The sequence below is a fragment of the Pseudoalteromonas shioyasakiensis genome, assembly GCF_024518675.1.
In the GTDB taxonomy this organism is placed as follows: Bacteria; Pseudomonadota; Gammaproteobacteria; order Enterobacterales; family Alteromonadaceae; genus Pseudoalteromonas; species Pseudoalteromonas shioyasakiensis_B.
Genome location: NZ_JANIGL010000012.1, coordinates 1 through 25,976, shown reverse-complemented (window position 1 = coordinate 25,976; position 25,976 = coordinate 1). Strand labels below are relative to the sequence as shown.

General features: G+C 40.6%; 26 protein-coding genes and 1 rRNA gene. 21 read left to right on the top strand and 6 right to left on the bottom strand.

Annotated elements, in window-relative coordinates:
* Positions 1-1,041: 1,041 nt before the first annotated feature.
* The 3 genes from NQT69_RS19330 to hslR form a co-directional block, all read right to left on the bottom strand.
* Positions 1,042-2,580 (bottom strand): phosphoenolpyruvate carboxykinase, encoded by a 1,539-nt coding sequence (locus tag NQT69_RS19330; RefSeq protein ID WP_256829288.1) that lies wholly within the window; start codon positions 2,578-2,580, stop codon positions 1,042-1,044.
* Between the two features lie 262 nt (positions 2,581-2,842).
* Positions 2,843-3,688 (bottom strand): Hsp33 family molecular chaperone HslO, encoded by an 846-nt coding sequence (gene hslO / locus NQT69_RS19325; protein WP_256829287.1) that lies wholly within the window; start codon positions 3,686-3,688, stop codon positions 2,843-2,845.
* Between the two features lie 12 nt (positions 3,689-3,700).
* Positions 3,701-4,120: a ribosome-associated heat shock protein Hsp15 gene (hslR, locus tag NQT69_RS19320; protein WP_256829286.1), complete on the bottom strand. Its 420-nt coding sequence runs from the start codon at positions 4,118-4,120 to the stop codon at positions 3,701-3,703.
* 207 nt (positions 4,121-4,327) lie between these two features.
* On the opposite strand from hslR, the gene gspC reads away from it, so the two are divergent.
* From gspC to NQT69_RS19255, 13 genes are all read left to right on the top strand, one after another.
* Positions 4,328-5,275 carry a type II secretion system protein GspC gene (gene gspC / locus NQT69_RS19315; RefSeq protein WP_256829285.1) on the top strand — a complete coding sequence of 316 codons (948 nt, stop codon included), beginning with the start codon at positions 4,328-4,330 and terminating at the stop codon, positions 5,273-5,275.
* A 23-nt stretch (positions 5,276-5,298) separates the two neighbouring features.
* Positions 5,299-7,359 (top strand): type II secretion system secretin GspD, encoded by a 2,061-nt coding sequence (gspD, locus tag NQT69_RS19310; protein ID WP_256829284.1) that lies wholly within the window; start codon positions 5,299-5,301, stop codon positions 7,357-7,359.
* Positions 7,352-8,911: a type II secretion system ATPase GspE gene (gene gspE / locus NQT69_RS19305; RefSeq protein ID WP_256829283.1), complete on the top strand. Its 1,560-nt coding sequence runs from the start codon at positions 7,352-7,354 to the stop codon at positions 8,909-8,911. The genes gspD and gspE overlap by 8 nt, the downstream gene beginning before the upstream one ends.
* Positions 8,911-10,146, top strand: coding sequence for a type II secretion system inner membrane protein GspF (gspF, locus tag NQT69_RS19300; protein ID WP_256829282.1), 1,236 nt, complete (start codon positions 8,911-8,913; stop codon positions 10,144-10,146). Before gspE ends, gspF begins: the two co-directional genes overlap by 1 nt.
* A 71-nt stretch (positions 10,147-10,217) precedes the next feature.
* Positions 10,218-10,640 carry a type II secretion system major pseudopilin GspG gene (gene gspG, locus NQT69_RS19295; RefSeq protein WP_256829281.1) on the top strand — a complete coding sequence of 141 codons (423 nt, stop codon included), beginning with the start codon at positions 10,218-10,220 and terminating at the stop codon, positions 10,638-10,640.
* 46 nt (positions 10,641-10,686) lie between these two features.
* Entirely contained in the window at positions 10,687-11,289 is a 603-nt protein-coding gene (locus NQT69_RS19290; RefSeq protein ID WP_256829280.1) for a type II secretion system protein, read from the top strand.
* Positions 11,289-11,663 (top strand): type II secretion system minor pseudopilin GspI, encoded by a 375-nt coding sequence (gene gspI / locus NQT69_RS19285; RefSeq protein ID WP_256829279.1) that lies wholly within the window; start codon positions 11,289-11,291, stop codon positions 11,661-11,663. Before NQT69_RS19290 ends, gspI begins: the two co-directional genes overlap by 1 nt.
* Positions 11,663-12,322, top strand: coding sequence for a type II secretion system minor pseudopilin GspJ (gspJ, locus tag NQT69_RS19280; protein WP_256829278.1), 660 nt, complete (start codon positions 11,663-11,665; stop codon positions 12,320-12,322). Before gspI ends, gspJ begins: the two co-directional genes overlap by 1 nt.
* Positions 12,319-13,305 carry a type II secretion system minor pseudopilin GspK gene (gspK, locus tag NQT69_RS19275; protein ID WP_256829277.1) on the top strand — a complete coding sequence of 329 codons (987 nt, stop codon included), beginning with the start codon at positions 12,319-12,321 and terminating at the stop codon, positions 13,303-13,305. The genes gspJ and gspK overlap by 4 nt, the downstream gene beginning before the upstream one ends.
* Positions 13,302-14,507, top strand: coding sequence for a type II secretion system protein GspL (gene gspL / locus NQT69_RS19270; protein WP_256829276.1), 1,206 nt, complete (start codon positions 13,302-13,304; stop codon positions 14,505-14,507). Before gspK ends, gspL begins: the two co-directional genes overlap by 4 nt.
* Positions 14,504-14,977: a type II secretion system protein GspM gene (gspM, locus tag NQT69_RS19265; RefSeq protein WP_256829275.1), complete on the top strand. Its 474-nt coding sequence runs from the start codon at positions 14,504-14,506 to the stop codon at positions 14,975-14,977. The genes gspL and gspM overlap by 4 nt, the downstream gene beginning before the upstream one ends.
* A 2-nt stretch (positions 14,978-14,979) precedes the next feature.
* A complete protein-coding gene (locus NQT69_RS19260; RefSeq protein ID WP_256829274.1) occupies positions 14,980-15,738 on the top strand; it encodes a type II secretion system protein N in 759 nt (252 codons plus the stop codon).
* An 18-nt stretch (positions 15,739-15,756) separates the two neighbouring features.
* Entirely contained in the window at positions 15,757-16,377 is a 621-nt protein-coding gene (locus tag NQT69_RS19255; RefSeq protein ID WP_256829273.1) for a UPF0149 family protein, read from the top strand.
* A 204-nt stretch (positions 16,378-16,581) separates the two neighbouring features.
* Here NQT69_RS19255 and NQT69_RS19245 read toward each other — a convergent pair whose 3' ends face one another.
* The gene (locus NQT69_RS19245; protein WP_256829271.1) at positions 16,582-16,941 is read right to left on the bottom strand and encodes a hypothetical protein; all 360 of its coding nucleotides are present in this window, start codon (positions 16,939-16,941) and stop codon (positions 16,582-16,584) included.
* 287 nt (positions 16,942-17,228) lie between these two features.
* On the opposite strand from NQT69_RS19245, the gene ccoG reads away from it, so the two are divergent.
* From ccoG to NQT69_RS19220, 5 genes are all read left to right on the top strand, one after another.
* Complete coding sequence (gene ccoG, locus NQT69_RS19240; RefSeq protein WP_256829270.1) at positions 17,229-18,659, top strand: cytochrome c oxidase accessory protein CcoG; 1,431 nt, start codon at positions 17,229-17,231, stop codon at positions 18,657-18,659.
* Positions 18,660-18,722: 63 nt separating this feature from the next.
* Positions 18,723-19,697: a serine/threonine protein kinase gene (locus NQT69_RS19235; protein WP_256829269.1), complete on the top strand. Its 975-nt coding sequence runs from the start codon at positions 18,723-18,725 to the stop codon at positions 19,695-19,697.
* A 35-nt stretch (positions 19,698-19,732) separates the two neighbouring features.
* Positions 19,733-20,356 (top strand): thiol:disulfide interchange protein DsbA/DsbL, encoded by a 624-nt coding sequence (locus NQT69_RS19230; RefSeq protein ID WP_256829268.1) that lies wholly within the window; start codon positions 19,733-19,735, stop codon positions 20,354-20,356.
* A gap of 35 nt (positions 20,357-20,391) precedes the next feature.
* Entirely contained in the window at positions 20,392-21,030 is a 639-nt protein-coding gene (locus NQT69_RS19225) for a thiol:disulfide interchange protein DsbA/DsbL (RefSeq protein ID WP_256829267.1), read from the top strand.
* Positions 21,031-21,095: 65 nt separating this feature from the next.
* Entirely contained in the window at positions 21,096-21,551 is a 456-nt protein-coding gene (locus tag NQT69_RS19220; protein WP_256829289.1) for a DUF523 domain-containing protein, read from the top strand.
* A 5-nt stretch (positions 21,552-21,556) separates the two neighbouring features.
* Here the strand turns inward: NQT69_RS19220 and trmA are convergent, their stop codons facing one another.
* Positions 21,557-22,654 carry a tRNA (uridine(54)-C5)-methyltransferase TrmA gene (gene trmA / locus NQT69_RS19215; RefSeq protein ID WP_256829266.1) on the bottom strand — a complete coding sequence of 366 codons (1,098 nt, stop codon included), beginning with the start codon at positions 22,652-22,654 and terminating at the stop codon, positions 21,557-21,559.
* 165 nt (positions 22,655-22,819) lie between these two features.
* Here trmA and NQT69_RS19210 point away from each other — a divergent pair, with 165 nt between their 5' ends.
* On the top strand, positions 22,820-23,935 hold the full coding sequence (locus NQT69_RS19210) for a DUF5610 domain-containing protein (RefSeq protein ID WP_256829265.1): 1,116 nt from the start codon (positions 22,820-22,822) through the stop codon (positions 23,933-23,935).
* 63 nt (positions 23,936-23,998) lie between these two features.
* Complete coding sequence (gene murI, locus NQT69_RS19205; RefSeq protein ID WP_256829264.1) at positions 23,999-24,796, top strand: glutamate racemase; 798 nt, start codon at positions 23,999-24,001, stop codon at positions 24,794-24,796.
* Here the strand turns inward: murI and NQT69_RS19200 are convergent.
* The gene (locus NQT69_RS19200; RefSeq protein ID WP_256829263.1) at positions 24,780-25,259 is read right to left on the bottom strand and encodes an RNA recognition motif domain-containing protein; all 480 of its coding nucleotides are present in this window, start codon (positions 25,257-25,259) and stop codon (positions 24,780-24,782) included. The genes murI and NQT69_RS19200 overlap by 17 nt on opposite strands.
* A 633-nt stretch (positions 25,260-25,892) precedes the next feature.
* On the opposite strand from NQT69_RS19200, the gene NQT69_RS19195 reads away from it, so the two are divergent.
* Positions 25,893-25,976, top strand: a 16S ribosomal RNA gene (locus NQT69_RS19195); the annotation flags it as partial.

Here is a 25,976-nt window from a genome sequence, read left to right as displayed (position 1 = left end):
ACAGCGCCGATGATAGTGTAGCATTTGTTATGTGAAAGTAGGTCATCGCCAGGCTCCAAATAGAGAAAGCCCGATTCGAAAGAGTCGGGCTTTTTTACGTTTACAGGAAAGTGAAATAGTAAGCGAGTTAGCGAGCGTAAAGCGTAGGGCTTAACGTGTTGCGCGCTGTCAAAGTTATTGTAGGAGGAGGCTTCAGCCCCGATTTAAAGCAGCGAAAGTAAAGAGGCGAAGTACTTGACTACCGCGGTTAAAAATTCATTCTGATCAAACTCGCAAACTCGCAAACTCGCAAACTCGCAAACTCGCAAACTCGCAAACTCGCAAACTCGCAAACTCGCAAACTCGCAAACTCGCAAACTCGCAAACTCGCAAACTCGCAAACTCGCAAACTCTGTCTTTTATATTTAATTGATGATCTATTTTAATCTTATGTTTTTGATCTAATCGAGATTAATACAGTCGCTTTTATTTAGCTTAAATTGTCCTCCATTCCAGACTTTTGCTACACTTGATGTTCAGCATAAGCTTAGTAATGTTTACCGCTTATTGCATGCACTTAACTTGTCGCGGATAGCATCTTGTTCAAAGCACCCAAAACAATCTAATGAGGCAATACTTACAACTCATTTCAGATGCGGCGCCATATGGGGAATGTTACTGAGAGTATCAAAAATGTGCCGATGATACCGTTGTCTCCTTATGCACTAGAACTAAATTCGGCTGATAAAATATGGGCATGGATGAGGAATAGAGTTATCTAGTTGAACTTTTCACATTGTCATGACATTGTGGAGCAAGTAAGTAGAGCGTGGTATATGTTTCGTTAAGATATAGCTAACGTTCAACGGTTTAGTGTGAGAACATGGATAAACTTGATCACTTAATGAATAGCATTAATGTAAATTATTTTGTACTTTAAAGAAATAAGTCATGATAGGGGAAGTGCATTTCATCAAACTTGGCAAGTGGCTTGTAAAAGTTTTTAGTGGATAAAAAACGCCAGCTCGTGGCTGGCGTTCAATGCAATTTTAAAGAATATAATTACGCCTTAGGGCCTGCGTTCTTGATTTCGTCTGAAACGTCGTATTTAGCGAAGTTTTCAGTGAAGTCTGCTGCAAGTTTAGCTGCGTATTCAGCGTACTTCGCTTTGTCTTCCCATGTATTGATTGGGTTAAGCAACTCACTATCAACGCCAGGTACGGCAACGGGTACGTCTAGGTTTAAAACATCAATATGTTGTGTTTCTACGCCAGCAAGTTTACCTGATACGATTGCATCAACTACGGCACGCGTAGTTGGGATATCAAAACGCTTACCTGTGCCGTAAGGGCCACCAGTCCAACCTGTGTTTACTAGGTATACTTTAGCGCCAAACTCACGTACACGCTTCATTAGAAGCTCTGCATAAACGCCTGCTGGGCGTGGAAAGAACGGAGCGCCAAAACAGGTTGAGAATGTTGACTCAATATCATTGGTTGAACCGATCTCAGTTGAGCCTACTTTAGCCGTGTAACCGCTTAGGAAGTGAAACGCTGCTGCTTCTTCAGTTAACACTGATACTGGTGGTAAAACACCGCTAACGTCGCAAGTTAAAAATACAACGGCTTTAGGCTCACCAGCGCGGTTTTCTACTTTACGTTTTTCAACATGTTCAAGAGGATAGGCTGCGCGGCTATTTTGAGTTAGGCTTGTATCGTTAAAGTCGGGTACACGGTTTTCGTCAAGTACTACATTTTCAAGGATAGTACCAAAGCGAATCGCATCCCAAATAACCGGTTCATTCTTTTGTGAAAGGTCGATACATTTAGCGTAACAACCGCCTTCGATGTTAAATACACTGCCAGGTGCCCAGCCATGTTCGTCATCACCGATTAAGAAGCGAGTTGGGTCCGCTGATAACGTTGTTTTACCTGTTCCAGATAAACCAAAGAATAAAGCAGTGTCACCAGCTTCACCTACATTAGCAGAGCAGTGCATTGGTAATACACCTTTTGCTGGGAGTAGGAAGTTCTGAACTGAGAACATTGATTTTTTCATTTCACCGGCATAACGCATACCTGCTAGCAATACTTTACGTTGTGCAAAGTTGATAATAACTGTGCCATCGCTGTTTGTGTCATCACGTTCTGGGTCACATACAAAAGATGGAACATTCATTACCTGCCACTCGGGTAAATCAGATGCATTATAAGATTTAGGTTCGATAAACATGTTTTTGGCAAAAATATGATGCCATGCAGTTTCTGTTGTAACAACAACAGGTAAATAGTGCTCTGGGTCAGCGCCAACTTCAAGGTGAGAGATGAAGTGGTCATTACTTTGCACATGTGCTTCTACACGTGCCCATAGAGCGTCAAATTTATCTGCATCAAAAGGGCGGTTTACATTACCCCATTGGATATCATTTGCAGTGCTTGATTCTTGGACAATAAAACGGTCTTTTGGAGAACGGCCAGTTCGGTGACCAGTCTTAGCAACAAAAGCTCCATTGGCGGCTAAAGTCCCTTCACAACGACGGATCGCGTGTTCGACAAGTTCAGCTGCAGTTAGATCGACAAAACGAGTAGCGCTTGAAGTCATGTTTATACCTAAATTGTGTGAGATTGAACGGGATAGCTCAGGGGTTCTTTTAACCTTTAAGCTGTTTTTATAGTATCAGATGGATTAGGGATATTCGAGCCTATGAAGGCCCTAAAAACGCATATATTTGGTAAAAAACATGAATAATTTCAATGATACCGGTGTCATAAAAAGTATAAAATTCATGACACCGGTATCAATTTGTGGCACAAAAAAGCCGCAACATTTGCGGCTCAATTATTGTACAAATTTAAAAGGCGTTTTAGTTGAAAATGCTCTTAATATCTTGCTCAGTAAAAAAGTAGTCTTTTAAGCAATAATGGCAGCTAATTTTAACTTCACCATTGGCAGCTGCATCATCGAGTAAAGCTTGTTGTCCCACATTGACTAGCGCAGTAATTGTTTTCTCTCGAGTACAACCGCATTTAAATTTAATTGGTTGTGGCTCATAAACGCGTGGGTTATCTTCATGATATAAGCGAGTGAGGACTGTTGTTGCATCAAGCGTTAATAACTCTTCGTCTTTAATGGTATGACTCAGTGCTTCTAAGTGAGTAAAGTCATCGATAGATTTTTCTTTATTCACGGGTAAAACTTGTAAGAGTATACCTGAAGCTTTCTCACTACCTGCGGTAGTATCTGTTGCAAACCAAAGGCGTGTTTGTAATTGCTCTGACTGAGCAAAGTATGCCTCTAAACATTGCGCTAACGTATCATGCTCAAGTGGCACTATCCCTTGATAGCGCTCACCTTTGTTTGGTGTAATTGTTAGTACCATTACACCATTGCCAATGAGCTCTTTCACTGTGCTGCCGGTTACTTCACTTTGTAAGCGGGCTATACCACGCATATTTTGTTGATCATCGCCATTAATAACTGCGTACTTTACAGGGCCATCACCTTGTAATTGTACCGCTATATCACCTTCAAACTTTAACGTTGCAGTTAAAAGGCAGGTTGCCACTAAAAGCTCACCTAATAATTGCTTCACTGCAACAGGGTAATCATGTCCCGCGATCATTTCTTGATAGGCGTGCTCAATTTGTACTAGCTCGCCTCGAACGTCTAGTTGATCAAATGTATAACGGTGGAGTAAATCTTGCTGCATAAGTGGCATTACCTAGTTTGATTTCATTTTTAAAAGTTCGCGTCTTTGCTTCTTATCTGGCTTTCGCTCTGGATGAGGGGCAAAAAAGCTATTATTTTTACGAGCAATAGCGTTGGCTTCGCGTTTCTCTATACTTGCTTGTAATTCTTGATACAAGGTTTGAGCAATGGGGGCACCCGCACGTTTTTCAACTATTTTAAGTACTGTAATCGTTTTTTCATCGACCCCTTGCGCTAATTTTATTTGCGCACCTAGCTCAACTATTTTACTCGGTTTAGTTCGCTGGCCATTATAATGTACTTTGCCGCCTTGCACCATGTCACGAGCAATAGCGCGGGTTTTATAAAAGCGAGCAGCCCATAGCCATTTATCTAACCGGACATTAATTGTTTCATCAGTTGACGTTAAATTACGGGTGTTACTTTTTGACACAATTGTACTCTTTATAAAGCGATTGCTATAAGGCAAAATTTACCATGAAACTAACTGACAAAGAAATAGTCATACTACTTCATATTCATATCCCTAGTTAATTTACCGTGTTTACAAAGTTTAATATTAGTGCGCTTGTTGAATGAAAAATGAAAAGGTACTATAGGCTCGCGATATAGCAGTAAATTAAAATAAGAAATGGCATTTATGGATCAGCAATTACAGCAGCTAAAACAATATATAGGTAAACTACCTCACGCTAAATTAAGTTGGGTGGTAACGCTTTTAGCCGTTGTTTACATTGCCTTTTTAATGGCTAAGCTATTTTGGCTTGTATGGCCGGAGCCAGTAAATTCACCACTTCCTACCCGTTATAATACAGCAACTAATAGCCAATCTGAACGTGTTAATTCTAAGTCTATCATTGACCTACATTTATTTGGTAAAGCAGATGCTGTGGCGAAAAATAAACCAAGTAGGCAAGAGAAAGTTATTAACAATGCCCCTGAAACGCGTTTAAGCATCAACTTAACGGGCATTGTCGCTGTAAGTAATAATGATCAAACTGGCCTTGCGGTTATTGAGTCACAAGGGCAGCAGGCGACCTATTTAGTTGAAGATGTTGTAAAAGGTACGCGAGCCAAACTTGCACAAGTACTCCCTGATCGTGTCATTCTGGATGTAAGTGGCCGCTTTGAAACATTAATGTTAGATGGTTTAGATTTCACAAAAACAGTGTCTATGCCTGTTTTAGCTGAACGTGAAGATGAAGCAGATGTTAACCAAGGCCCTCGAGAGCTTGAAATTGATCAACAAATAGATGCTACAGCAGACGAAGAGGTCAAAGAAGCCATTATAGAAACTCGCGAAGAGCTGCTACAAGACCCTGGAAAGCTTTTTGACTACATACGTATTTCTCAAGCAATGAAAGATGGTGAGCTGGTTGGTTATCGACTAAGCCCAGGTAAAGACCCTGCCTTGTTTAAACAAATGGGATTAAAGAATAATGATTTAGCTGTTTCTATTAACGGCTATCAATTGACAGATATGCAACAGGCCATGTCAGCTATTAATGAGCTGCGTAATAGCACCGATGCAAACATTACGATAGAGCGTGATGGAGAGCAAATCGATGTTCAATTTAGCCTGCAATAATTTAGCTTTGGAGTTTTTATATAATGGTTAACGTGCTACACCTCAAAAAAATCAGAAAAGGGTTAGCTAAGTACGCAACACTTTTTTTTGCGGCTAGTTTATCTTTATCGGTGTCAGCCGTTGAATATGCAGCAAACTTTAAAGGCACAGATATTAATGAGTTTATTAATATCGTTGGCAAAAACCTTAATAAAACCGTGATTATTGACCCTAATGTACGTGGCAAAGTAAATGTGCGTAGTTATGAGTTAATGGATGAAGCGCTTTATTATCAGTTTTTCTTAAATGTGCTGGAAGTGTATGGCTATTCAGCTGTAGAAATGGATAACGGCATCATAAAAATAGAAAAAAGTTCAGATGCCAAAAAATCAAACGTGCCATTAATTACTGAAGATAACCAAGCCAGTGGCGATATGATGGTCACACGTGTGGTGCGAGTTAAAAATGTAAGCGTACAAGAGCTTGGCCCTTTGGTGCGCCAGTTTAGTGACCAAAAAGATGGTGGACACGTTGCTAACTTTAATGCGGCAAACGTGATGATGCTGACCGGTCATGCTGCATCGGTTAACCGTTTAGTTGAAATCATTCGCTCTGTTGACCAAGCCGGTGATAAGCGTGTTGATATCGTAAAATTAAACTTTGCAACAGCTGATGATGTTGTCTCTGTTGTTGAAAATATTTACAAAGATAGCGGCAAAGGCAGTATTCCTGAGTTTTTAATCCCTAAAGTGGTTGCCGATGGCCGTACTAATAGCGTTATTGTCAGCGGTGAAGGTCAAGCTAGAAACCGTGCTATAGAATTGATTAAGCGCCTTGATGGTGAGTTACAGAACCAAGGTAACACTAAGGTTATTTATCTAAACTATGCCAATTCTGAAGATTTAGTAAAAGTACTCCAAGGTGTAAGTAAAACCCTTGCTGAGGAAGGTCAAGGTGCAACTAAAACACGTAGTCGCAGCCAAAACGAAACCAGCATTGAAGCACATCCAGATTCAAACTCATTAGTGATTACAGCTCAGCCAGATACTATGCGCTCTCTTGAATCTGTTATTGAGCGTTTAGATATTCGCCGTGCTCAAGTGCTTGTTGAAGCTATCATTGTTGAAGTAATGGAAGCCGACGGTGTTAACTTTGGTTTGCAGTGGATTTCTGAGCAAGGGGGCATGGTGCAGTTTAATAACGGCACAACGGTTCCTGTTGGCTCTTTAGCGGTTGCCGCTGAACAAGCTGCTGACACCACAATTGAAGGCACAATTGTAGGATCTGAGACTGGAACGGTTAGTAACACCTCTGAAACAGTAGAAGGAGACCTAGGTCCTCTTGCTGCTTTATTAGGTGGTATTAACGGTTTAGCTATGGGTATCATCAAAAACGACTGGGGCGCGATTATTCAAGCTGTCTCGACGGATACTAACTCAAATATTCTTGCTACGCCTTCTGTTACCACTATGGATAACGAAGAAGCGTCGATGATTGTAGGGCAAGAAGTCCCAATTATTACAGGTTCGCAAACGGGTTCTAATAACTCAAACCCATTCCAGACGGTTGAACGTCAAGAGGTCGGTGTAAAACTCAAAGTAACGCCACAAATTAATGACGGTACAGCGGTTCAGCTAACAATAGAACAAGAAGTATCAGGGGTAAGTGGTACTACGTCTGTTGATATCTCTATCAATAAACGTGCGATTAAAACCACTGTTATGGCCGATGATGGCGGTATGGTGGTACTTGGTGGTTTGATTGACGAAGATGTACAAGAAAGCGTTTCTAAAGTGCCTTTATTAGGCGACATTCCTATTCTTGGTCACTTGTTCCGTTCAACCAGTACAAGTAAACGTAAGCGTAATCTTATTGTATTTATTCGCCCAACGATTATTCGTGATGGCATTAAAATGAACCAATTAAGCCATGCTAAGTATAACTTTATTCGTGGTGAGCAATATAAGCAAAAAGAAGACGGTATTGATTTAATGCCATTAACTGAATCACCAATATTACCTGAGTGGAATGATGCATTAGTACTTCCTCCAACTTATGAAGAGTTTTTAGAACAGCAAAACTCAGACGAGCGTAATAATGACTGAAGCAATTACATCAATAAATGAAGAGCTTGAATCAGCACCGCACGACAGCGAGCTGTTAACCAGTGATGATTTAGTTGAGCTACCCACTAAGCGTTTGCCGTTTTCTTACGCCAGACGCACTGGTGTGTTATTAAGTAAAAATGACGATGACTGGGTGGTATATTACCGCGGTGAGCTCGATATTGATGTGTTATTAGAGGTTCGCCGCATTGCCGGTCATGGCTTTACATTGGAACAATTAGAAGATGATAAATTTGAGTTATTGCTAGAAGCCTCATATCAACGTGATAGCTCTGAAACACAGCAAATGATGGAAGATATCGGCAACGAGGTTGACTTATTCTCTCTTGCTGAAGAAATGCCACAAACGGAAGACTTACTCGCCGGTGATGATGACGCGCCAATTATTAAATTGATTAACGCGATGCTTAGTGAAGCGATTAAAGAAGGTGCTTCAGATATTCACATCGAAACCTTTGAGCAAGAACTGGTTATTCGTTTTAGGGTTGATGGCGTACTTAAAGAAGTGCTTAAGCCTAACCGTAAACTGGCATCGCTGTTAGTTTCACGTATTAAAGTAATGGCCAAGCTTGATATTGCAGAAAAGCGTATCCCACAAGATGGTCGTATAAGTTTACGTATCGCTGGGCGTGCAGTAGATGTCCGGGTATCAACTATGCCGTCAAGTTTTGGTGAGCGAGTGGTTCTGCGCTTACTTGATAAAAATAATGCGCGGCTAAACCTTGAAGATTTAGGCATGACACTACGAAATCGTGAGCTGTTTTCTGACTTGATCAGTAAACCTCACGGTATCATATTGGTGACCGGCCCAACAGGCTCTGGTAAAAGTACTACGCTTTATGCCGGTATGAGCCAAATAAACTCACGTGATCGCAATATTTTAACCGTAGAAGATCCAATCGAGTATGAAATCCCAGGGATTGGTCAAACACAAGTTAATGCAAAAGTGAATATGACCTTTGCTCGTGGTCTGCGCGCTATTTTGCGTCAAGATCCAGATGTAGTAATGGTTGGTGAAATACGTGATTTAGAAACGGCGCAAATTGGTGTACAAGCCTCACTAACAGGTCACTTAGTAATGTCTACGCTGCATACCAACACCGCAGCCGGTGCTATATCTCGTATGGAAGATATGGGGGTAGAGCCATTCTTATTATCATCGTCGTTATTAGGGGTACTTTCGCAGCGCTTAGTTCGAACTTTATGTGATAGCTGTAAAGAAGCACATGTGGCTGATGAACGTGAATGTGAACTACTTGGTGTAACAAACGATAATCCACCAACAATTTATCGTGCGGTGGGTTGTGAAGAGTGTAACTTTAATGGTTACCGTGGCCGTACAGGTATTCATGAGTTATTAGTTGTAGATGAAACTGTACGAGAGCTTGTTCACAGTGGTAAAGGCGAGCAAAGTGTTGAAAAATACATTCGCAAACATACTCCAAGCATTCGTCAAGATGGCTGTAGTCGCGTATTGGCAGGTAAAACTACCTTGGAAGAAGTGCTACGTGTTACCCGTGAGGAAGGCTAATGGCTGCGTTTGAATATCGCGCGTTAGATGGTCGCGGAAAAGAAAAAAAAGGTATTCTAGAAGCCGATACCGCAAAACAAATACGCCAATCTTTACGTGAGCAAGGGCTTACGCCGCTGGAAGTTGTTCCGGCAGCTGAAGGCGATAAGCAAGTCAGAGGGGCAAAAAAACCAGCCTTTGGTGGCTTATTTAAATCTAAAATTTCCACGTCGGATTTAGCACTTATTACCCGCCAGCTGGCGACTCTGATTCAATCGGCTTTGCCTGTTGAGGGAGCTGTGATGGCGGTGGCGGAGCAATGTGAGAAACCGCGCTTAAAACGCATGCTGATGTCTGTGCGTTCAAAAGTTGTTGAAGGTTACACTTTAGCTGACGGTATGTCAGAGTTTCCTCATGTATTTGATAACTTATATCGCGCCATGGTGGCGGCGGGCGAAAAATCGGGTCACTTAGACGCCGTACTAAATCGTTTAGCTGATTATACAGAGCAACGCCAACACATGCGCAGCCAAATTACGCAAGCCATGGTGTATCCGGTTATCTTAGTGATTTTTGCTATAGGTATTGTTTCTGTATTGTTAGGTACTGTAGTGCCTAAAATTCTCAAAACATTTGAAAAATCAAAGCAGGTATTACCTTGGACAACGGAATGGGTCATGGCTGCGAGTAACTTTGTACAGAATTATTGGTTGATTTCCTTAGTGGTGATCACCACACTAGCCATCGCTATAAAGCATGCTTTAAAACAGCCAAAAATCCGTTTTTGGTATGATTCTAAAATATTAATCATGCCGGGGATCGGTAAGGTAGCGCGTAGTATTAACACCGCTCGATTTGCTCGGACTTTAAGTATTTTATCATCGAGTTCAGTACCTTTGCTTGAAGGTATGCGAATTTCTGGTGGAGTACTCGTTAATGAAAAAATCAAAAAGTCGGTGGGTGATGCTGCTACACGCGTTAGTGAAGGGGCCAGCTTGCGAGCTTCTTTGCAAGAAACAAAATTGTTCCCACCTATGATGCTGCATATGATTGCTAGTGGCGAAAAATCGGGTGAACTCGAGCAAATGTTAGAGCGTGCCGCAAACAATCAAGACCGTGAGTTTGAGACCATGGTAAATGTCTCGCTAAAACTCTTAGAGCCTGCGATGATAGCGTCTATGGCGGTAATTGTTTTGTTTATCGTAATGGCAATTTTACAACCAATTATGGCAATGAATAAAGCGATAGGGCTTTAATAGTTGCAAGGACTTGTAGCAGCGTGTTTGTTGTTACAGCGCTTAATTAATAAGAAAACAGAGGTACGTACGTGAATAAACAATCAGGTTTCTCATTACTCGAAGTTATGGTGGTACTAGTTATCATTGGCATGATCATGTCAATCGTGGCTCCCAACATCATGGGACAACAAGAAGAGGCGGCTATTGATAAAGCGCATCTAGATATTCAACAGCTTGAAGATGCGATGAGCTTATATAAACTTAAAAATAAAGCTTACCTAACGACAGAGCAAGGTCTTGAAGGGCTTGTAAATCAAACCAGTATCGAACCTGTGCCACGTCGCTTCCCTGAAGGTGGCTTTATTTCTAAATTACCAGAAGATCCTTGGGGCAACCCGTATCAGTTAATCAGCCCAGGAGAAGTAGGTAAAATTGATATTTTCTCAATGGGCCCTGATGGCGAAGCGGGTACTGATGATGACATCGGTAACTGGGACGAAGAAAAGCAATAATGAACAACTTAAGCAAGGCGCAAACTAAAAAAGAGATCGGTTTTTTATGAGATTAAACCGTGCTTCTTTGCGCCATGCTAAGTTAGGCTCCGCGGTCAAGGGGTTTAGCTTAATAGAAATTTTAGTGGTATTGGTGGTTATCGCCTTTGCCACCAAAATGGTGGTATACAGTCTTGATGGCGGCGCTGAAGACGCGCTAGAAAAACAAGCTTTGAGACTGCATACCACCATTAATATGGCATCTGAGTTTGCCATTTTGAATCAGGTTGAATTGGGTTTTCATGTTGACGAGGATATATTTGAATTTCTTGTTTTCGATGGTGAAAAATGGATAACGTTTGATCGCGAACAGCTATTTGAGCCGCTTACGATTACTGAAGATTTTAAATTAACACTTAACTTAGAAGATTTAGCTTGGGCACAAGAAAATTTATTAGAGCAATCAAATTGGCGTGAGCTTATGAGTTCAGGCGATGATGAAAGCCTATTAGAGTTAAAAAAGCTTAAAATACCGCAGGTGCTTATTCTGTCATCTGGAGAGATTAGTGCTTTTCAATTGATTCTTGAACTTGCAGAGCAGCGAGAACCCGTCTATTTCATTGAAGGTGAGTTTTTAGCCCCAGTTAACCTGCGTAGAGAGCCTGAATAATGCAAAGCGTTAAAGGGTTTACCTTACTCGAAGTGATGGTTGCATTGAGTATTTGTGCGCTAGCCGGAATCGCCGCCATGCAAGCGACGGGTGAGCACATTAATCATTTATCAAGTCTTGAAGAGCAAACCTATGCCTCTTGGGTGGCCGAGAATGTTTTGGTTGAGCAACGAGCAAAAGGTAATGAGTGGCAAGGCAAAAATGGCCAAAAAGGCACGGAAAGCATGGCTGGTATCGATTGGTACTGGCGTCAAGATGTGATTGCAACCGCTGATAAAAGCTTTGTTAAAGTGACCATCAATGTATTTACCGATGAAAAGTTAGAGCACTCGGTGTATGAGTTATCGAGCTATCTAAATAAAGGCGGTAAATAGTGAAGCAACGTGGTTTTACATTGTTAGAAGTGATGGTAGCGCTGGGTATTTTAGCCTTTGTTGTATTAGCAACTCATCAAATTTTAGACTCTACCACCAAAGCTAAAGAAGCATCGGATGAAAAAATAGCTGAACTTAATGGCTTACAAACGACATTCAGGTTAATGGATCAAGATTTTAGTCAGATGACAAAACGTGAAGTTCGTAATCAATCTGGCGATATTCAAGAAAGTTATATTTTAGCGGGGCGTTACACGCTTGATAGTCAATATGATGGTATTGGCTTTGTTCGTGACGGTTGGATTAATCCGATTAACTTACTCCCTCGCTCTGAACTACAAGCCGTTGGCTATAGAGTTATCGATGATAAACTTGAACGAGTATACCGTGTTTATGTAGATCAGCTCGACAATACTGAGCCTCGCGCACAAGTTATTTTAGACGATATTGAAGACCTTAAGTTTGAGTTTTTAGATGACAAAAATGAATGGCAAGAGCAGTGGCAAATAAAAGCGCTGCCTAAAGCGGTAGCGGTAACGATTCAACAAATCGAGGAAGAGCCGCTTAGACGCATTTTTTTAGTGCCAGGTGATGGCAAAGTAACGGTTTCATCGGCACAAGCACCCGGCAATGGGCAAAGCCAAGGTGGCGGTTCATGAAGATAGAGTCATCACGCGGAGCTGCTTTAGTCATTGTTTTGTTCATCGTTGCTTTGGCCTCTATTCTGGCTGTAGAAATGAGTGCGAATTTGATGGTGCAAGTACAACGTAGTACCAATATTCAGGGTCATCAACAAGCTAAATGGTACGCTTATGCAGCAGAAGAGTTGGCTATAAAAGCCTTATTGCAAAGTAAACAAGATGACCCAGACAAAACTACGCTGCAACAGATTTGGGCGCAACAAGGTGATATTCCATACCCAGTTGATAATGGCACCCTACAAGGTAATATTACTGACTTACAGGCGTGTTTAAACTTAAATGCGTTAAGAGCTAAAGCCCCGGCTGATGGTAAAACAAAAACCAACCCTGCGCACAAAGCTTTATTGGCGCTATTGGAAAACATTGAAAACCTCCCTTCGGATGAGTCCGAGGAGACCATGGCTGATAGTGTTTATGACTGGTTAGATAAAGACAATATTACGTATCGCTCCGGGGCAGAGGAAGATGAATACTCATCCCGTGATTTTCCGTACTTAACTGCTAATAATTATTTTGCATCAACCTCAGAGCTACGCTTAATTAGAGGGTTTAATCCACTGGTCATGGAAAAGATACTTCCCTATGTGTGTGTTATACCCGGCAGCGAACTGCTAGCGATTAATGTGAACACGTTAGACCCAGAGCATGCGCTGTTATTAAGCGCACTGATTGATGGCTTAGAAGAATCTGGCGCGCAAAGTGTGCTATCAGCTCGCCCTGAAGATGGATTTGGTGATATTGAAGAGTTTTTTGAACAGATAAATCAACAAGGCGCACAAAATGTGAAGTCCGTTGAAGATCTGTTCACTATTAATAGCGAATATTTTAAACTACAGGCGCAGGCTGAATTTGTAGAACTGCGTTTTTCGATGACCACTTTACTGCAAGCCAAAAATGGCGAAGTAACTATACTGGCGCGAAAATTTGGAGGCGTACAGTGACAGAAACACTTTTGATCCGCACGGGTCAAACCCAACAAGATTGTATTCATTGGTTGGTTTACTCGCCATTAGAACAAGAAATAATTGCCAGTGGCGAACTGCCTAATGCTGAGCAATTAACAGAGTTAACCGACAAAGCACAAAACCGTGAAGTTGTGGTTTTGTTGCCAAGTGATCAAGTGCAATTAAAAACAGTTGAGCTTCCTACAAAATGGAGCCGAAAACTGGAGCAAGCATTGCCTTACATGCTTGAAGAAGACATTGCATGTGATGTTGATGATTTATTTATTGCTATTGCCGAACCGACAATGGTTGGCGAAAAACACGCAGTTAATGTCGCAATGACAGATCGCGAATGGTTTGAAAGCTGGCTTGGGGTGTTTTCTGAGCATGATATCGAAGTGTTTACCTTCTTACCAGATGCATTATTACTGCCAACCGCTGAGCAAGGCATCAGTGCAATTGAGCTTAAAGGACAATGGCTTTGCAAGTTTGGTCAGTGGCATATCAGCGTGGTTGAGCAGTCATGGTTAGCCGCTTATTTGTCAGCACTGGGTAATCCGGATGTGGCTCATTACAGCCCTGCTACTAATTTCCCTGATACAGTGAACCTTGATGCGCAAACTTCTGCTTACGACTTACCGCTAGCATTATTTGCTAAGCAATTACCCGATACCAAATTTAATCTTCGCCAAGGTGAGTATCAGCTTAAGAAGAAGACCGCGCTTTGGTGGGGTTACTGGAAAGGCGCGGCAATTGCAGCCAGTATAGCTTTAGTGAGCTCAGTATTAATTAAAGGTTTTGAGTTACATCAGCTAACGACAGAACTTGAAGTAGCAAAGTCTCAAGTAGTTGAGCGTTATAAAAAAGCGTTCCCGAATAAAACGGTACGACCTCATTTAATCAAAAACCAAATTAATGGTGAGTTGGCAAAATTAGAGGGGGGCAGTAGCGCTGGCTTCTTAGATTTAACCAGTGAGCTGGTCACTGTGTTTAGTCAGGTGCAAGACTTTACCCCTGAAACATTACGCTATGACCAGCGCCGCAACGAGTTAAGAATTCGTGCGCGCGGTAAAGACTTTCAAACTTTTGGAAAGGTTAAGTCAATTTTAGAGCAACGAGGTCTAACGGTTGATCAAGGCTCGCTAAATAATGATGGTGATTTTGTTGTGGGTGAATTAAAGCTAGGAGGTGCAGCATGAAGCAACAACTAGTTAAGTATTGGCGTTCACTGAAAGAGCAAGAGCAACAGTTAGTGATGATTGCTGGTGGCATATTTGTTATTTTTGTTTTGGTAATGGGGATTTTTAGACCGCTTAATAATGCCATTGCTAAAGCGCAACAAGACCAAATTAAGCAACAAGAACTGTTGACGTGGGTTGATAACAGCATAGTTAAATTAAAAGCAGCGGGGAGCCGCTCTGTTGTAAGCAATAAAAACTTAAGCCAAATAGTTAATGCTACACGTGGCCGCTTTGGTATTACTATTAGTAAGATGCAGCCTAATGATGACTCACTACGTTTAACAATAGACTCGGTGCAGTTTAATAAGTTAGTACAGTGGCTTGATGAGATTGTTCACAAAGAAGGTGTGCAGATTGAAAACTTAGATCTCAGCCGTGACGATAAGCAAGGTTATGTACGCGTAAGCCGACTGGTATTAGAGAAGTAATAATGAAAAAAACAGCATTCCTTATAATTGTATTTATTATTAGCTTTATTGTATTTGCAGTAATAAAAACGCCTGCGGCAGTAGCTATTAACCTAGCGTCTGATTATTTACCAAAAGATTTAAAGATAGGTAAGGCGTCAGGTAGTGTATGGCAAGGCCGTATCATGCAGCTGCACTATCAAGGTGAGCAAATCAATAACCTCAGTTGGGATATTTCAGGATGGGCACTCTTTACTGGGCAGCTAACCGGCAACCTTAAATTTGGTAATGTTCGCGATACGGCCGATATTTCTGGTCGTGGTGATTTTAACTATGGTTTATTTGATCAGTCTATATCATTGAGCGATGCAACTCTTAGGCTAAGCGTTGAGCGAGCTATGGAACGCTTACAATTACCGTTACCGGTAAAAGCGAAAGGACGAGTAATTGTTGACCTAGATGAGTATCAATCAGGTGCTCCTTATTGCGATGTACTCAATGGTGAAATCGCCAGCCCTAATATTGACGTTCAAGGTTTATCAGGTTGGTTTAGTATTGGCCCACTAAGCGGTCGATTGAGCTGTAAATCAGGTGATGTTGCAGTTTTAGTTGATCCTGATAACCGTTTAGGTTTAGAGGCCGATGCGGTATTAAAAGCAAATTTAGACTTTAAAGTTGCTGGATTTATAAAACCGGATGCAACACTGCCAAAAGAAGTGCATGATGCAGCTAAGTTTTTAGGTCGTGCAGATAGAGATGGACGCTATCCGCTTAATTTTTAATGTCATATTGAGTTTTTCATGCAAATACCCGCATTTACACCTGAGCACGCACAGCAATTAAGTACATTTTTGGCAAGCCATGGCCAAGCCATGACGCTTCCTCAAAGCCAAGGCTATTTGTTTGCAGTGATTTGTTCTCCTGAGCCACTGGACGTTCACCAATGGCTCGAAGTTATAGTGCCTAATACCGAAGGTCAGCTTGATGAAACGATCTTGTTTGCTTTTATGGGACTATACCATCAAATAAGTGAACAAGTTTATGAAACTGGTTTTAAGCTACCGGTCACGTTAAAACATCATGCTGATAGTGACAGTTATTTAGATCTTGATGAATGCCAAATGTGGTGTCAGGGTTTTATTCAGGGCGCACAAGAATACTACAACAAACTGAGTCAAGCGCCGGCTTTAGATGCAAACTTGTTAGAGGCGTTACAAGCCGCGTATGCAAGCTTAGGTTTTTTTGCTCTGGATACACAAGTGATGACGGCTATTGCTGAGCAAAATAATATAACTGAGGTACAGCTGGCGCAAAGCCAGTATGAACTGATGGGCGATTTTGCATTAGGGTTTGCTGAGCTAATTGAAATTATCGCTGTGCAAAGCGGTTTATATAGTGAAGAAGATGAAAGTTGGAGCTAGGTTAACCTAGCTCTAATACTATTTCAGTGCAGCCTTGTGCACACCTTGCAACCCCTTGGCCAGGCTTAGGGGTTTTTAGATCTAAAGTTAAAACTCCTTGGCACTTTTCGCATTTTACGGTTTGTCCTTTCGCCAGTCTTTTCAATAAATTCTTATGTTGATTAAACGACTCACTGCTTTTTTTTGTTAAGGCTGAAAAGTCCACTATTTGCCTCTACGCTCGGCTAATGATTCTGCTGCAATTTTACATACTGTGTTTAAGCGGTCTTCGTAAAAATAAAGATTAAGATCCTTACTGCGGCAGTATCGAGTATGGAACAGTTGTAATTGCTCATCTGTCTGCATGGTTTCTTCTAAGTACTCAAGCTCAGACTCTGATAATGACAGTGCTGATTTGATTCTATTTTTAGCCATATTTGCAGCAGGGCCGCGATTCACATTGCTAGCACTGCTTAATATGCCGACACCTTCGCCGAGAAGCTTCTCTCTTGGCTCCTTTATCATTGGGTGGTCAATGGTAAAGAGCGCGAGAACGACAATGACAAGGAAAAGAAATTTTTTCATAGTTTAGTTAACTTTGATCTGAACGGGTAAGAGTTGAGCAACAGTGTAATAAAATGCACCTTTATAAAGCAAGAGACTAAGCTGAATAAATTATTAGCAATGAAACTCAGCTTTTTTGAACAGACTTGGTATAATGCTACAGAGCGATTAGATTTTTCAGAAATCTCTGAACGTTACTTGCGTACGTTTAGTTTTGCACTACCTTAACAGTTAAGTTGAACATCTTAGCTGTTAAGACTTGCAATGATTGTTTGACTATTATTCTCCAAAGGCGTTGAGGGACTTCGATGGAAAAGCAAATTAAGGTAAAAAATATTCCGACAGAGGTGAAGATCGAAAAACCCGATCTGAATGCTCCAGAGGATAGGTTTAATCCCCGCAACCGTATTTATGTACGTGCTGTAACAGGTTTACATCAGTTGCTTAGGCAGCGTATTGGGTTTATTGGCATGTTGGCATTTATGCTACTGCCGTGGATAAATTTTAACGGTCAACAAGCCGTGCTATTTGATTTAATAGGGCAAAAATATAATATTTTTGGTCTAACCTTATGGCCGCAAGACTTCACCATTCTGGCATTTATTTTAATGCTGGCGGCATTTGCTTTATTTTTAGTAACGACTTTTTATGGTCGAGTCTGGTGTGGTTATACTTGCCCACAAACTGTATGGACTTTCATCTTTATCTGGTTTGAAGAAAAATTTGAAGGCACGGCTAATCAGCGCAAAAAGCTAGATCAAAGACCAATGGACTTTGACAAGTTCTGGCGCAAAACCGCTAAACATAGTAGTTGGATAGCCTTTTCTCTTTACACCGCAATCTCATTTGTCGGTTACTTTACGCCTATCCGGGAGCTACTGCCTGACTTTATCACGTTCGATGTTGGCGGCTATGCGTTAATTAGCATCATTTTTTTCGCAGCGTGCACATATGGTAATGCAGGTTGGATGCGTGAAATTATGTGTTTACATATTTGTCCTTACTCACGTTTTCAGTCTGCAATGTTTGATAAAGACACTTACACCGTAAGTTATGACGAGAAGCGAGGTGAAAATCGTGGTCCCCGTTCACGCAAGCAAGACCCTAAAGCACTTAACTTAGGTGATTGTATTGACTGTAATTTATGTGTGCAAGTATGCCCGACTGGCATCGATATTCGTAATGGCTTACAAGCTGAGTGTATTAACTGTGGTGCGTGTATTGATGCGTGTGATGGTGTTATGGATAAAATGAACTATCCTCGAGGGCTTATTTCTTATACCACTGAGCGCAACTTAGAAACGCCAGAAAATAAAACCAACCCATTACGCCCTAAAATAATTGGCTACCTGGTTATTTTAGTGGTGCTGAGTGCGGCTCTGGTAGGCAATATCGTTATGCGTAAGCCTATGGATTTCGATATCATTCGTGATAGAAACCAACTTTATCGCGTTGACTTTAATGGCTTAGTTGAAAATACCTACACCCTTAAAGTGATCAACAAAGCTCAGTATGAGCAAAGTTTTAATATTAAAGTTGAAGGCTTGGAAAACTTCAAATACATTGGTAAGCAAACATTTACTGTGCAAGCGGGTGAATCACATAATGTACCCTTGTCATTAGTAATGGATCCATATGATTTGAAAAAACCAATGACGGAGTTTAACTTTGTACTGTCGCCAGTTAATGATCCGAGTTCGCAAATATCGCAACCGAGTAACTTTTTTAAAGCGCGATAGTTAAGTACACTAACATAAATTAAAAAGCGGGGTTTTCCCGCTTTTTTTATATTGATGAGAATTATGAGTAAATTTAGCTTTGAAGGCTTAACACCCGACTCTATTTTAGATGCAGTCGAAAGTATTGGCATTTATGCCGAGTCGGGGTTGTTGGCGTTAAATAGTTACGAAAATCGGGTTTATCAATTTAAAGCTGAAGATGGTAATCGTTATGTGGTGAAGTTTTATCGCCCTGAGCGTTGGAGCAAGGCGCAAATATTAGAAGAACATAGCTTTGCGTTTGAACTTGCAGGTGCAGAAGTGCCCGTTGTTGCACCTATTATTCATAATGGTGAAAGTTTATTTGAGCACAACGGGTCTTACTTTACCTTATTCCCAAGTGTAGGTGGGCGTATATTTGAAGTTGATAACCTTGACCAACTCGATGTGTTAGGCCGATTGATTGGCCGTATGCATCAAGTAGCGAAAGCGCGAGAGTTTAAACAGCGGCCATTAATCGGTTGTGATGAATATCTAGATACAGCTAAAATTCAGCTACAAAATAGTAATCTCGTTCCCGCAAGTCTTGGGACTGCGTTTTATACCATTTTAGATATGGTGATTACTGAAACTAAAGCTCAGTACAAAAACGTTGCAACGATTCGTCTACACGGTGATTGCCATGCTGGTAATATTCTGTGGTCCGGGGATGCGCTGATGTTTGTAGATTTAGACGATAGCCGCCAAGGCCCTGCAATACAAGATTTATGGATGATGCTAAGTGGCGATCGGAATAATCAACTGTTACAGTTAGATACCTTAGTCGCTGCCTATGAAGAGTTTTGTGATTTTGACCACGCTCAACTCAAATTGATTGAACCATTACGTGCTATGCGTATGATTCATTATATGGGATGGTTAGCTAAACGCTGGGATGATCCTGCATTTCCAAGGAACTTTTCTTGGTTTGCAGATGACAAATACTGGGAGCAACAGATCTTAGCTTTAAAAGAGCAGTATTCAGCACTGCAAGAACCACCGCTAAAGTTACTGCCATAAAATTTTATTTTCAAGAAAACGGAATCGAGAGTCCAATGCTTAAAAAATTAAAACTGAGTTTACTACTATTATGTTTACCCTTTGCCGTTATGGCCGCTGACTTTAAAGCTGGCGATCAATACACGGTACTCGATATTGAAAAAAGTAAATCGCCTCAGGTAACAGAGTTCTTCTCATTTTATTGCCCACACTGCTTTAAATTTGAACCAGTGGCAAAGGCGTTGGAACAAAGCTTACCAGCAGGCACTGAGTTTATTAAAAACCACGTTAACTTTTTAGGTGGAGTATCGCCACAAGTACAAAGTAACTTAAGCTATGCCTACATTATTGCAAAGCTTAATGGTAAAGGTGAGCAAGTGGCTGATCAAATATTTAATAGTATTCATGTACAACGTACTCCCCTTGATAACATTAAAGATTTAAAACAGCTGTTAGAAATTAATGGCATTGATAAAGCTAAATTTGATCAAGAAATTGCCAGTATGCCTGTTATTTCAGCTGAACGTGCAATGCAAGATAAGCAAAATAAATTTTCTAAAATGGGCGCATTAACTGGCGTACCTACGTTTATCGTTAATGATAAATATAAAATCAATATTAATACCATCAAGAGCCAACAGCAGCTTGATGAATTAGTTGCCTTTTTATTACAACAATAAGCTATTAAAACAATAATTTTTGGAGTTAGTGAAGAATGATCAAATTAGTTAAAGCTGGATTACTAGCATTATTTTTACCTTTGGCTGCAGCAGCTGCGCCAAGCACGTATGAAGAAGGCGTGCACTACGATGTAGTATCTGACCGAGCAAGCAAAAAGCCAGAAGTTAAAGAGTTCTTTTCGTTTTATTGCCCTGCATGTAACAACTATGAAGCGTTACTAGCTGATGTTAAACCTAAGCTAGACAAAACCGTTACCTTTAAGAAAAGCCATGTGGATTTTGTGGGTGTACGTAATGCAGAAAATCAGCAAATGATTTCACAAGCGCTTGCAACCGCTGAAGTACTACCGCAAAAAGATGCACTTATCGCGGCGATGTTTAACCATATTCATACTAAGCGTGCTAAGTTTAATGAGCTTGCTGATATTAAAGATGTATTTATTGCCCAAGGTGTAGATGGTGATAAATTTGATAAAATTTATAAAAGCTTCTCAGTACGTACTATGGCTTCTAAAATGAAACGCGAGCAAGATTACTATAAAGAGAAGGGGGCTCTGAGAGGCGTACCAACCTTTATCGTAAATGGTAAATACAAACTTAATCTTGGCCGTGAAACAGGTATTACAGCACCAGAAGATATTAGTAAGCTGATTAACTACCTAGCGGCAAAATAATCTAACCATAATAATGGTATTAAGAAGCTCCGCACGCGGAGCTTTTTTGTTCCTGGAAAGAAATGATGGAAAAAATACTTGTTTCAAGTTGTTTGCTCGGTACGCCAGTTCGCTACGACGGCAGTGGGCAAAAGTTAGTTCACCCACAAATAACCACATGGCAATCGCAAGGGGTTATTATACCGCTTTGTCCTGAAGTAGCTGGTGGATTATCGACACCCAGAGCACCGGCGGAAATTATTCACGATAAAGTGGTCACAAATGCCGGTGAGGATGTTACGGTCGCATTCAAATTAGGTGCGCAGAAAGCGCTACAGCTTTGCTTGCATCACAATATTCGTTTTGCACTGCTCAAAGAGTCAAGTCCATCATGCGGTCGTAATTCTATTTATGATGGTTCGCACCGAGGTATTAAGGTTACGGGAATGGGGGTAACGGCTGCATTATTGGCAAATAATGATATTAAAGTTTTTAGTGAGCAGCAAATGCCAGCGCTAATAAAAGCACTGGCTCAATGCTGAACAGTCTATTTCTTTTGTAAGAATACGCCCGACTCAATGTGGTGGGTGTAAGGGAACTGATCAAAAATAGCAAAACGTTTAACGTCATGGGTTTGGCATAAATGATCTAAATCTCTCTCAAGCGTATCTGGGTTACATGAGATATAAATAATATTTTCGTAGTTAGCGACTAAATCACAAGTGAGAGTATCCATACCCGCACGTGGCGGGTCGACTAAAATGGTTTGACAGTCGTAGCTTGTTAAATCAATCCCTTCTAAACGAGAGAAAGTACGCTCGCCATTCATCGCTTGAGTAAACTCTTCACTCGACATACGAATAATATCTAAATTAGTAACGTTATTTTTAGCTATGTTGTATTGGGCTGAGTGTACTGATGACTTCGATATCTCTGTTGCGAGTACTTTATTAAATGAACCGGCTAGGGCGATAGAAAAGTTACCATTACCACAGTAAAGCTCTAGTAGATCATTTTTCAGCGGTGCGCATAAATCTTGTGCCCACTCCAGCATTTTTATATTTACCTTGGCATTGGGCTGGGTAAAACTATTCTCAACTTGTTGAAATATTAATTCTTGGCCATTTACGTTTAAGCGCTCTGTAACAAAGTCCTCACCGAGTACTTCTTTTTGCTTGCGGGCACGGCCAATAAAATCAATTTTAAATGTTTGACCTAATTTAGTCTTAAGCGCTTTTATCTCTGCCATCCATTGTTCATCAAGCGGTTTGTGGTAAAGCAAGCTAACTAAAATTTCGCCACTTAGAGTCGATAGGTAATCAATTTGAAATAACTTACGGCGTAAGACTTCACAGTCTTTTAAGTTTTCAATCATGGCAGCCATGACATCACCAATTAATGGTGCTGCAGGGTCAAAGGTATCGACACGAATTTTTTCTTTGGTTGCTTGATCAAACATAATGTGGAATAAATCATCACCATCATGCCATACTCTAAACTCAGCACGTTGGCGGTAGTGAATAGGTGCTGAGCCAAATACTTCTAATTGCTCAACTCCAAAGCGTTGGAATTGCGCAATAATACGCTGCTCTTTCTCGCTTAATTGCGCATCGTATGTTGATGTATCGATCTTAATAACTGCCATTATGCCCACTACCTTCTATCTTTAAGCTATTTATCGGCGCTATTGTAGGGGGCAGGGAGTATTTGTCTAGTTTTGAGTAAAAGTAAGTGCTGTTTTTTTGTACATTTTGCTTCAGTTATTTATTTTCAGGCCGATAATAAAGAATGCAAATATAGGAGTCGGATTATGAAAATTGGCAATTTTGGTTATGTTCCAAACAATAACGTCAATCAAAACAGCAGTAAGGCCGCATTAACGCAGCCTACAATACAGTCCCCACAAGACAGTTACCAGCAACGTGGTAAAGAATTGGCGGCAAAAGTGTTGGGCGATAAGATGGCACAAGCGCTTGGTTTACCTATTACTGAAGAGAAACAAGATAAACCGCTGTTTGATTTTGAAGAAATTGTAAAAAATGTTCTAGATTTTGTCACTGGCGCAGTAAAAAAAGCGCAATCCGAGGGGGCCGATGATGACAAGCTTAAAGGAATGCTAAGTGATGCCCGCAAGGGAGTTCAAATAGGTATTGATGATGCCTATGAAGAACTCAAAGATACAGGTGTTTTAAATGAAGATATTGAGCAGGGTATCGAAAAATCAAAAGAAGGTATTTTTAATGGCTTAGATGAGTTTGAAGAGAACTTATTTAACCCTCAACCTGATTCGGTTAGTGTGACTCAAGCTCAGTATTTAAGTTTAAGTAATAACGCAGAATATACTTTTACTACCGCTGAAGGAGATGAAGTAAGCATCAGTTTTGCCGATGCCTTTACTCAACAATCTGCAAGTAGCTATCAACGTTCAGGTGATAGTGAAGGCTATGCCAGCGAATCATCTCAATCACGAGAATTATCATTCACTATGTCAGTGAATGGTGATTTAAACGAGGATGAACAGGAGGCAATTAATGCCTTAATGGAAGATTTACAGAGTGTTAGTCAAACTTTCTTTGCTGGTGATTTAGATGAAGCCTTTGAACAAGCGCAAGAATTAAGCCTAGGCAATGAGCAGCTGGTGGCGTTTTCCATGGACTTGAAGCAAACCAAAACATTTGCAGCGATTAAAGGCTATGAAGAAAATAAACCAGCACCAGAGAAAGCAATAGCCAATAAAGTGGCTCCTTTTAATGACGATTTAAGAGAAGCGTTTGATAAAGCAAATGAGCTTGGCCTGCAAAATCAGCTTTCAGGCATTCTGCAGTGGTTAAACCAAGATCAAGAAGAGGTCAGTAAGCTGGTCGATTACACGAAAGCTATGTTCGAACAAATGAATAAACTGCGTGATACTGTGTCAGAAGCTTAAGCTTTATTTTATATGATGCTCATGGCAAACTGCTCAGCTTAAGTAAAGCTTGGAGTGGGCGGTTTGTCATCACACATTATGGTTTTCGATTCAGGTATAGGTGGCACAACGGTACTTGCCCACATTCAAACCTTATTACCTCACGCCCAACTTAGTTATTTTATGGATAATGCTTACTTGCCCTACGGCAAGTTAAGCCCAGAAACAATTGTCGCCCGTTTAACGTCTTTACTTCAATACATTGAAACTCAGCAACTGCGAGTTGACATACTAGTGATTGCTTGTAATACCGCATCTACATTAGCACTAACAAAAGTAAGAGAGTTAACTGATATACCTGTGGTTGGGGTTGTGCCTGCGATTAAACCTGCGACTTTATTAACTAACACTAAGCGCATTGGTTTATTAGCAACGCCAGCAACAGTGGCTAATTGTTATACACAGCAGCTTATTGCTCAGTATGGCGCAAACACAGTGGTGGATTTATATAGCAGTGTGGAGTTGGTGGCAATTGCAGAGCATCTCTACTATTCAGGGGAATTTGAACAAGCCAAGTTTACGCAAGAGATGGATAGGTTGGCAGTTAAAACAAATACTGACGTGCTTGTACTTGGCTGTACGCATTTTCCTATTTTAAGTCAGCCAATTGATAGCTTTTATGATGGAAAAATTAAGTTATTGGATTCAGGGGCAGCAATAGCCAAAAGGGTCGCGACTTTAATAGGCGGACAAAACTATTCAAAGCTAACAGCCAACAATAACAGCTATAGAATCAGCCAAAAAAAACCGCTGCATTATTATGCAACGGCTTCTGTATTAACTAATAAGTTAACTGTAGAGCAAGTTAAGCTGATTGATTAGTCTCAGTTCGCACTGAGTTTGAATCATCATCTTGTTTTTGTTTTGCTTCACGTACTTTAAGTGTGCGTTGTTGAAACTCACTATCATTTAATTTAGTTATTGCATTATCTGCATCTGACTCTGCCATTTCGACAAATCCAAAGCCACGACGCTTGCCAGTATTCTTATCCTTTAATAGGCGTACGTTGAAAACTTTACCTTGTTCTTCAAATAAAGCACGAACAACACTTTCATTTGCGCGATAAGGAAGATTACCAACATAAAGTGTTTTTGTTTTTACTTCGGCTTCTTCGATTACGCTAGATGATAATGCAGCAACTACGATACCGCCAACTAAAACACCAACGGCAAATAGTAAGCCAGGGCTTAGTGCTAAGCTTGAAAGTGCAAAATTGACTATAACAAAACCAATAACAGCAAGGATAACTAAAGAGATAAGAGATTTTTGATCGGGTAATTTCATTTTGATCTACCAATAAACAGGAAATAAACATTAATTTAACATTGTGAACTTGCTATCTTAACGCGATAAATGAACATATCAATGTTATTTATGTGAATTTATTAAATTTGCAGTAAAAAAGAGTACTAAAAACTGCATTAAGTGGTCATTTCAAGGCTTTTTGCATGCTTTTTGAGCGAACGATTAAAACTTTTAAAAAAAGGGTTGATCTGTTTTTGGATCTCCCTATAATGCGACCCCACTGAGACGGCAGAGCAGGCAACGCTTAGCGAGCCAAGCAAGTCACTTAGTAAGTCGAGTAAAACTTGAGTTTAGATTTTTTAGAAAGTTTAAAATTAAGTATTGACAAAAAAATAGGAAAGCGTAACATGCGCAGCCCTAGCGAGATAAAGCAAACGCTTTAATCGCAACGTTCTTTAACAATATAAAGCAATCATCTGTGTGGGCACTCGTACAGATTGAGTTCTAACAGCCAAGCTTAGTTCGCTAAGTAAGGCAAAAAATTTAGAGTCTCAATTGAAGCTGAGTGACCAACAGCAATAAATTTATTTATTGCAGCACAGTCAATTCAATATCGAAAGATATTAAATAATTCAGAATTCATTGAGCTGTTCTTCGGAACATAAAAACTTTTAATTGAAGAGTTTGATCATGGCTCAGATTGAACGCTGGCGGCAGGCCTAACACATGCAAGTCGAGCGGTAACAGAAAGTAGCT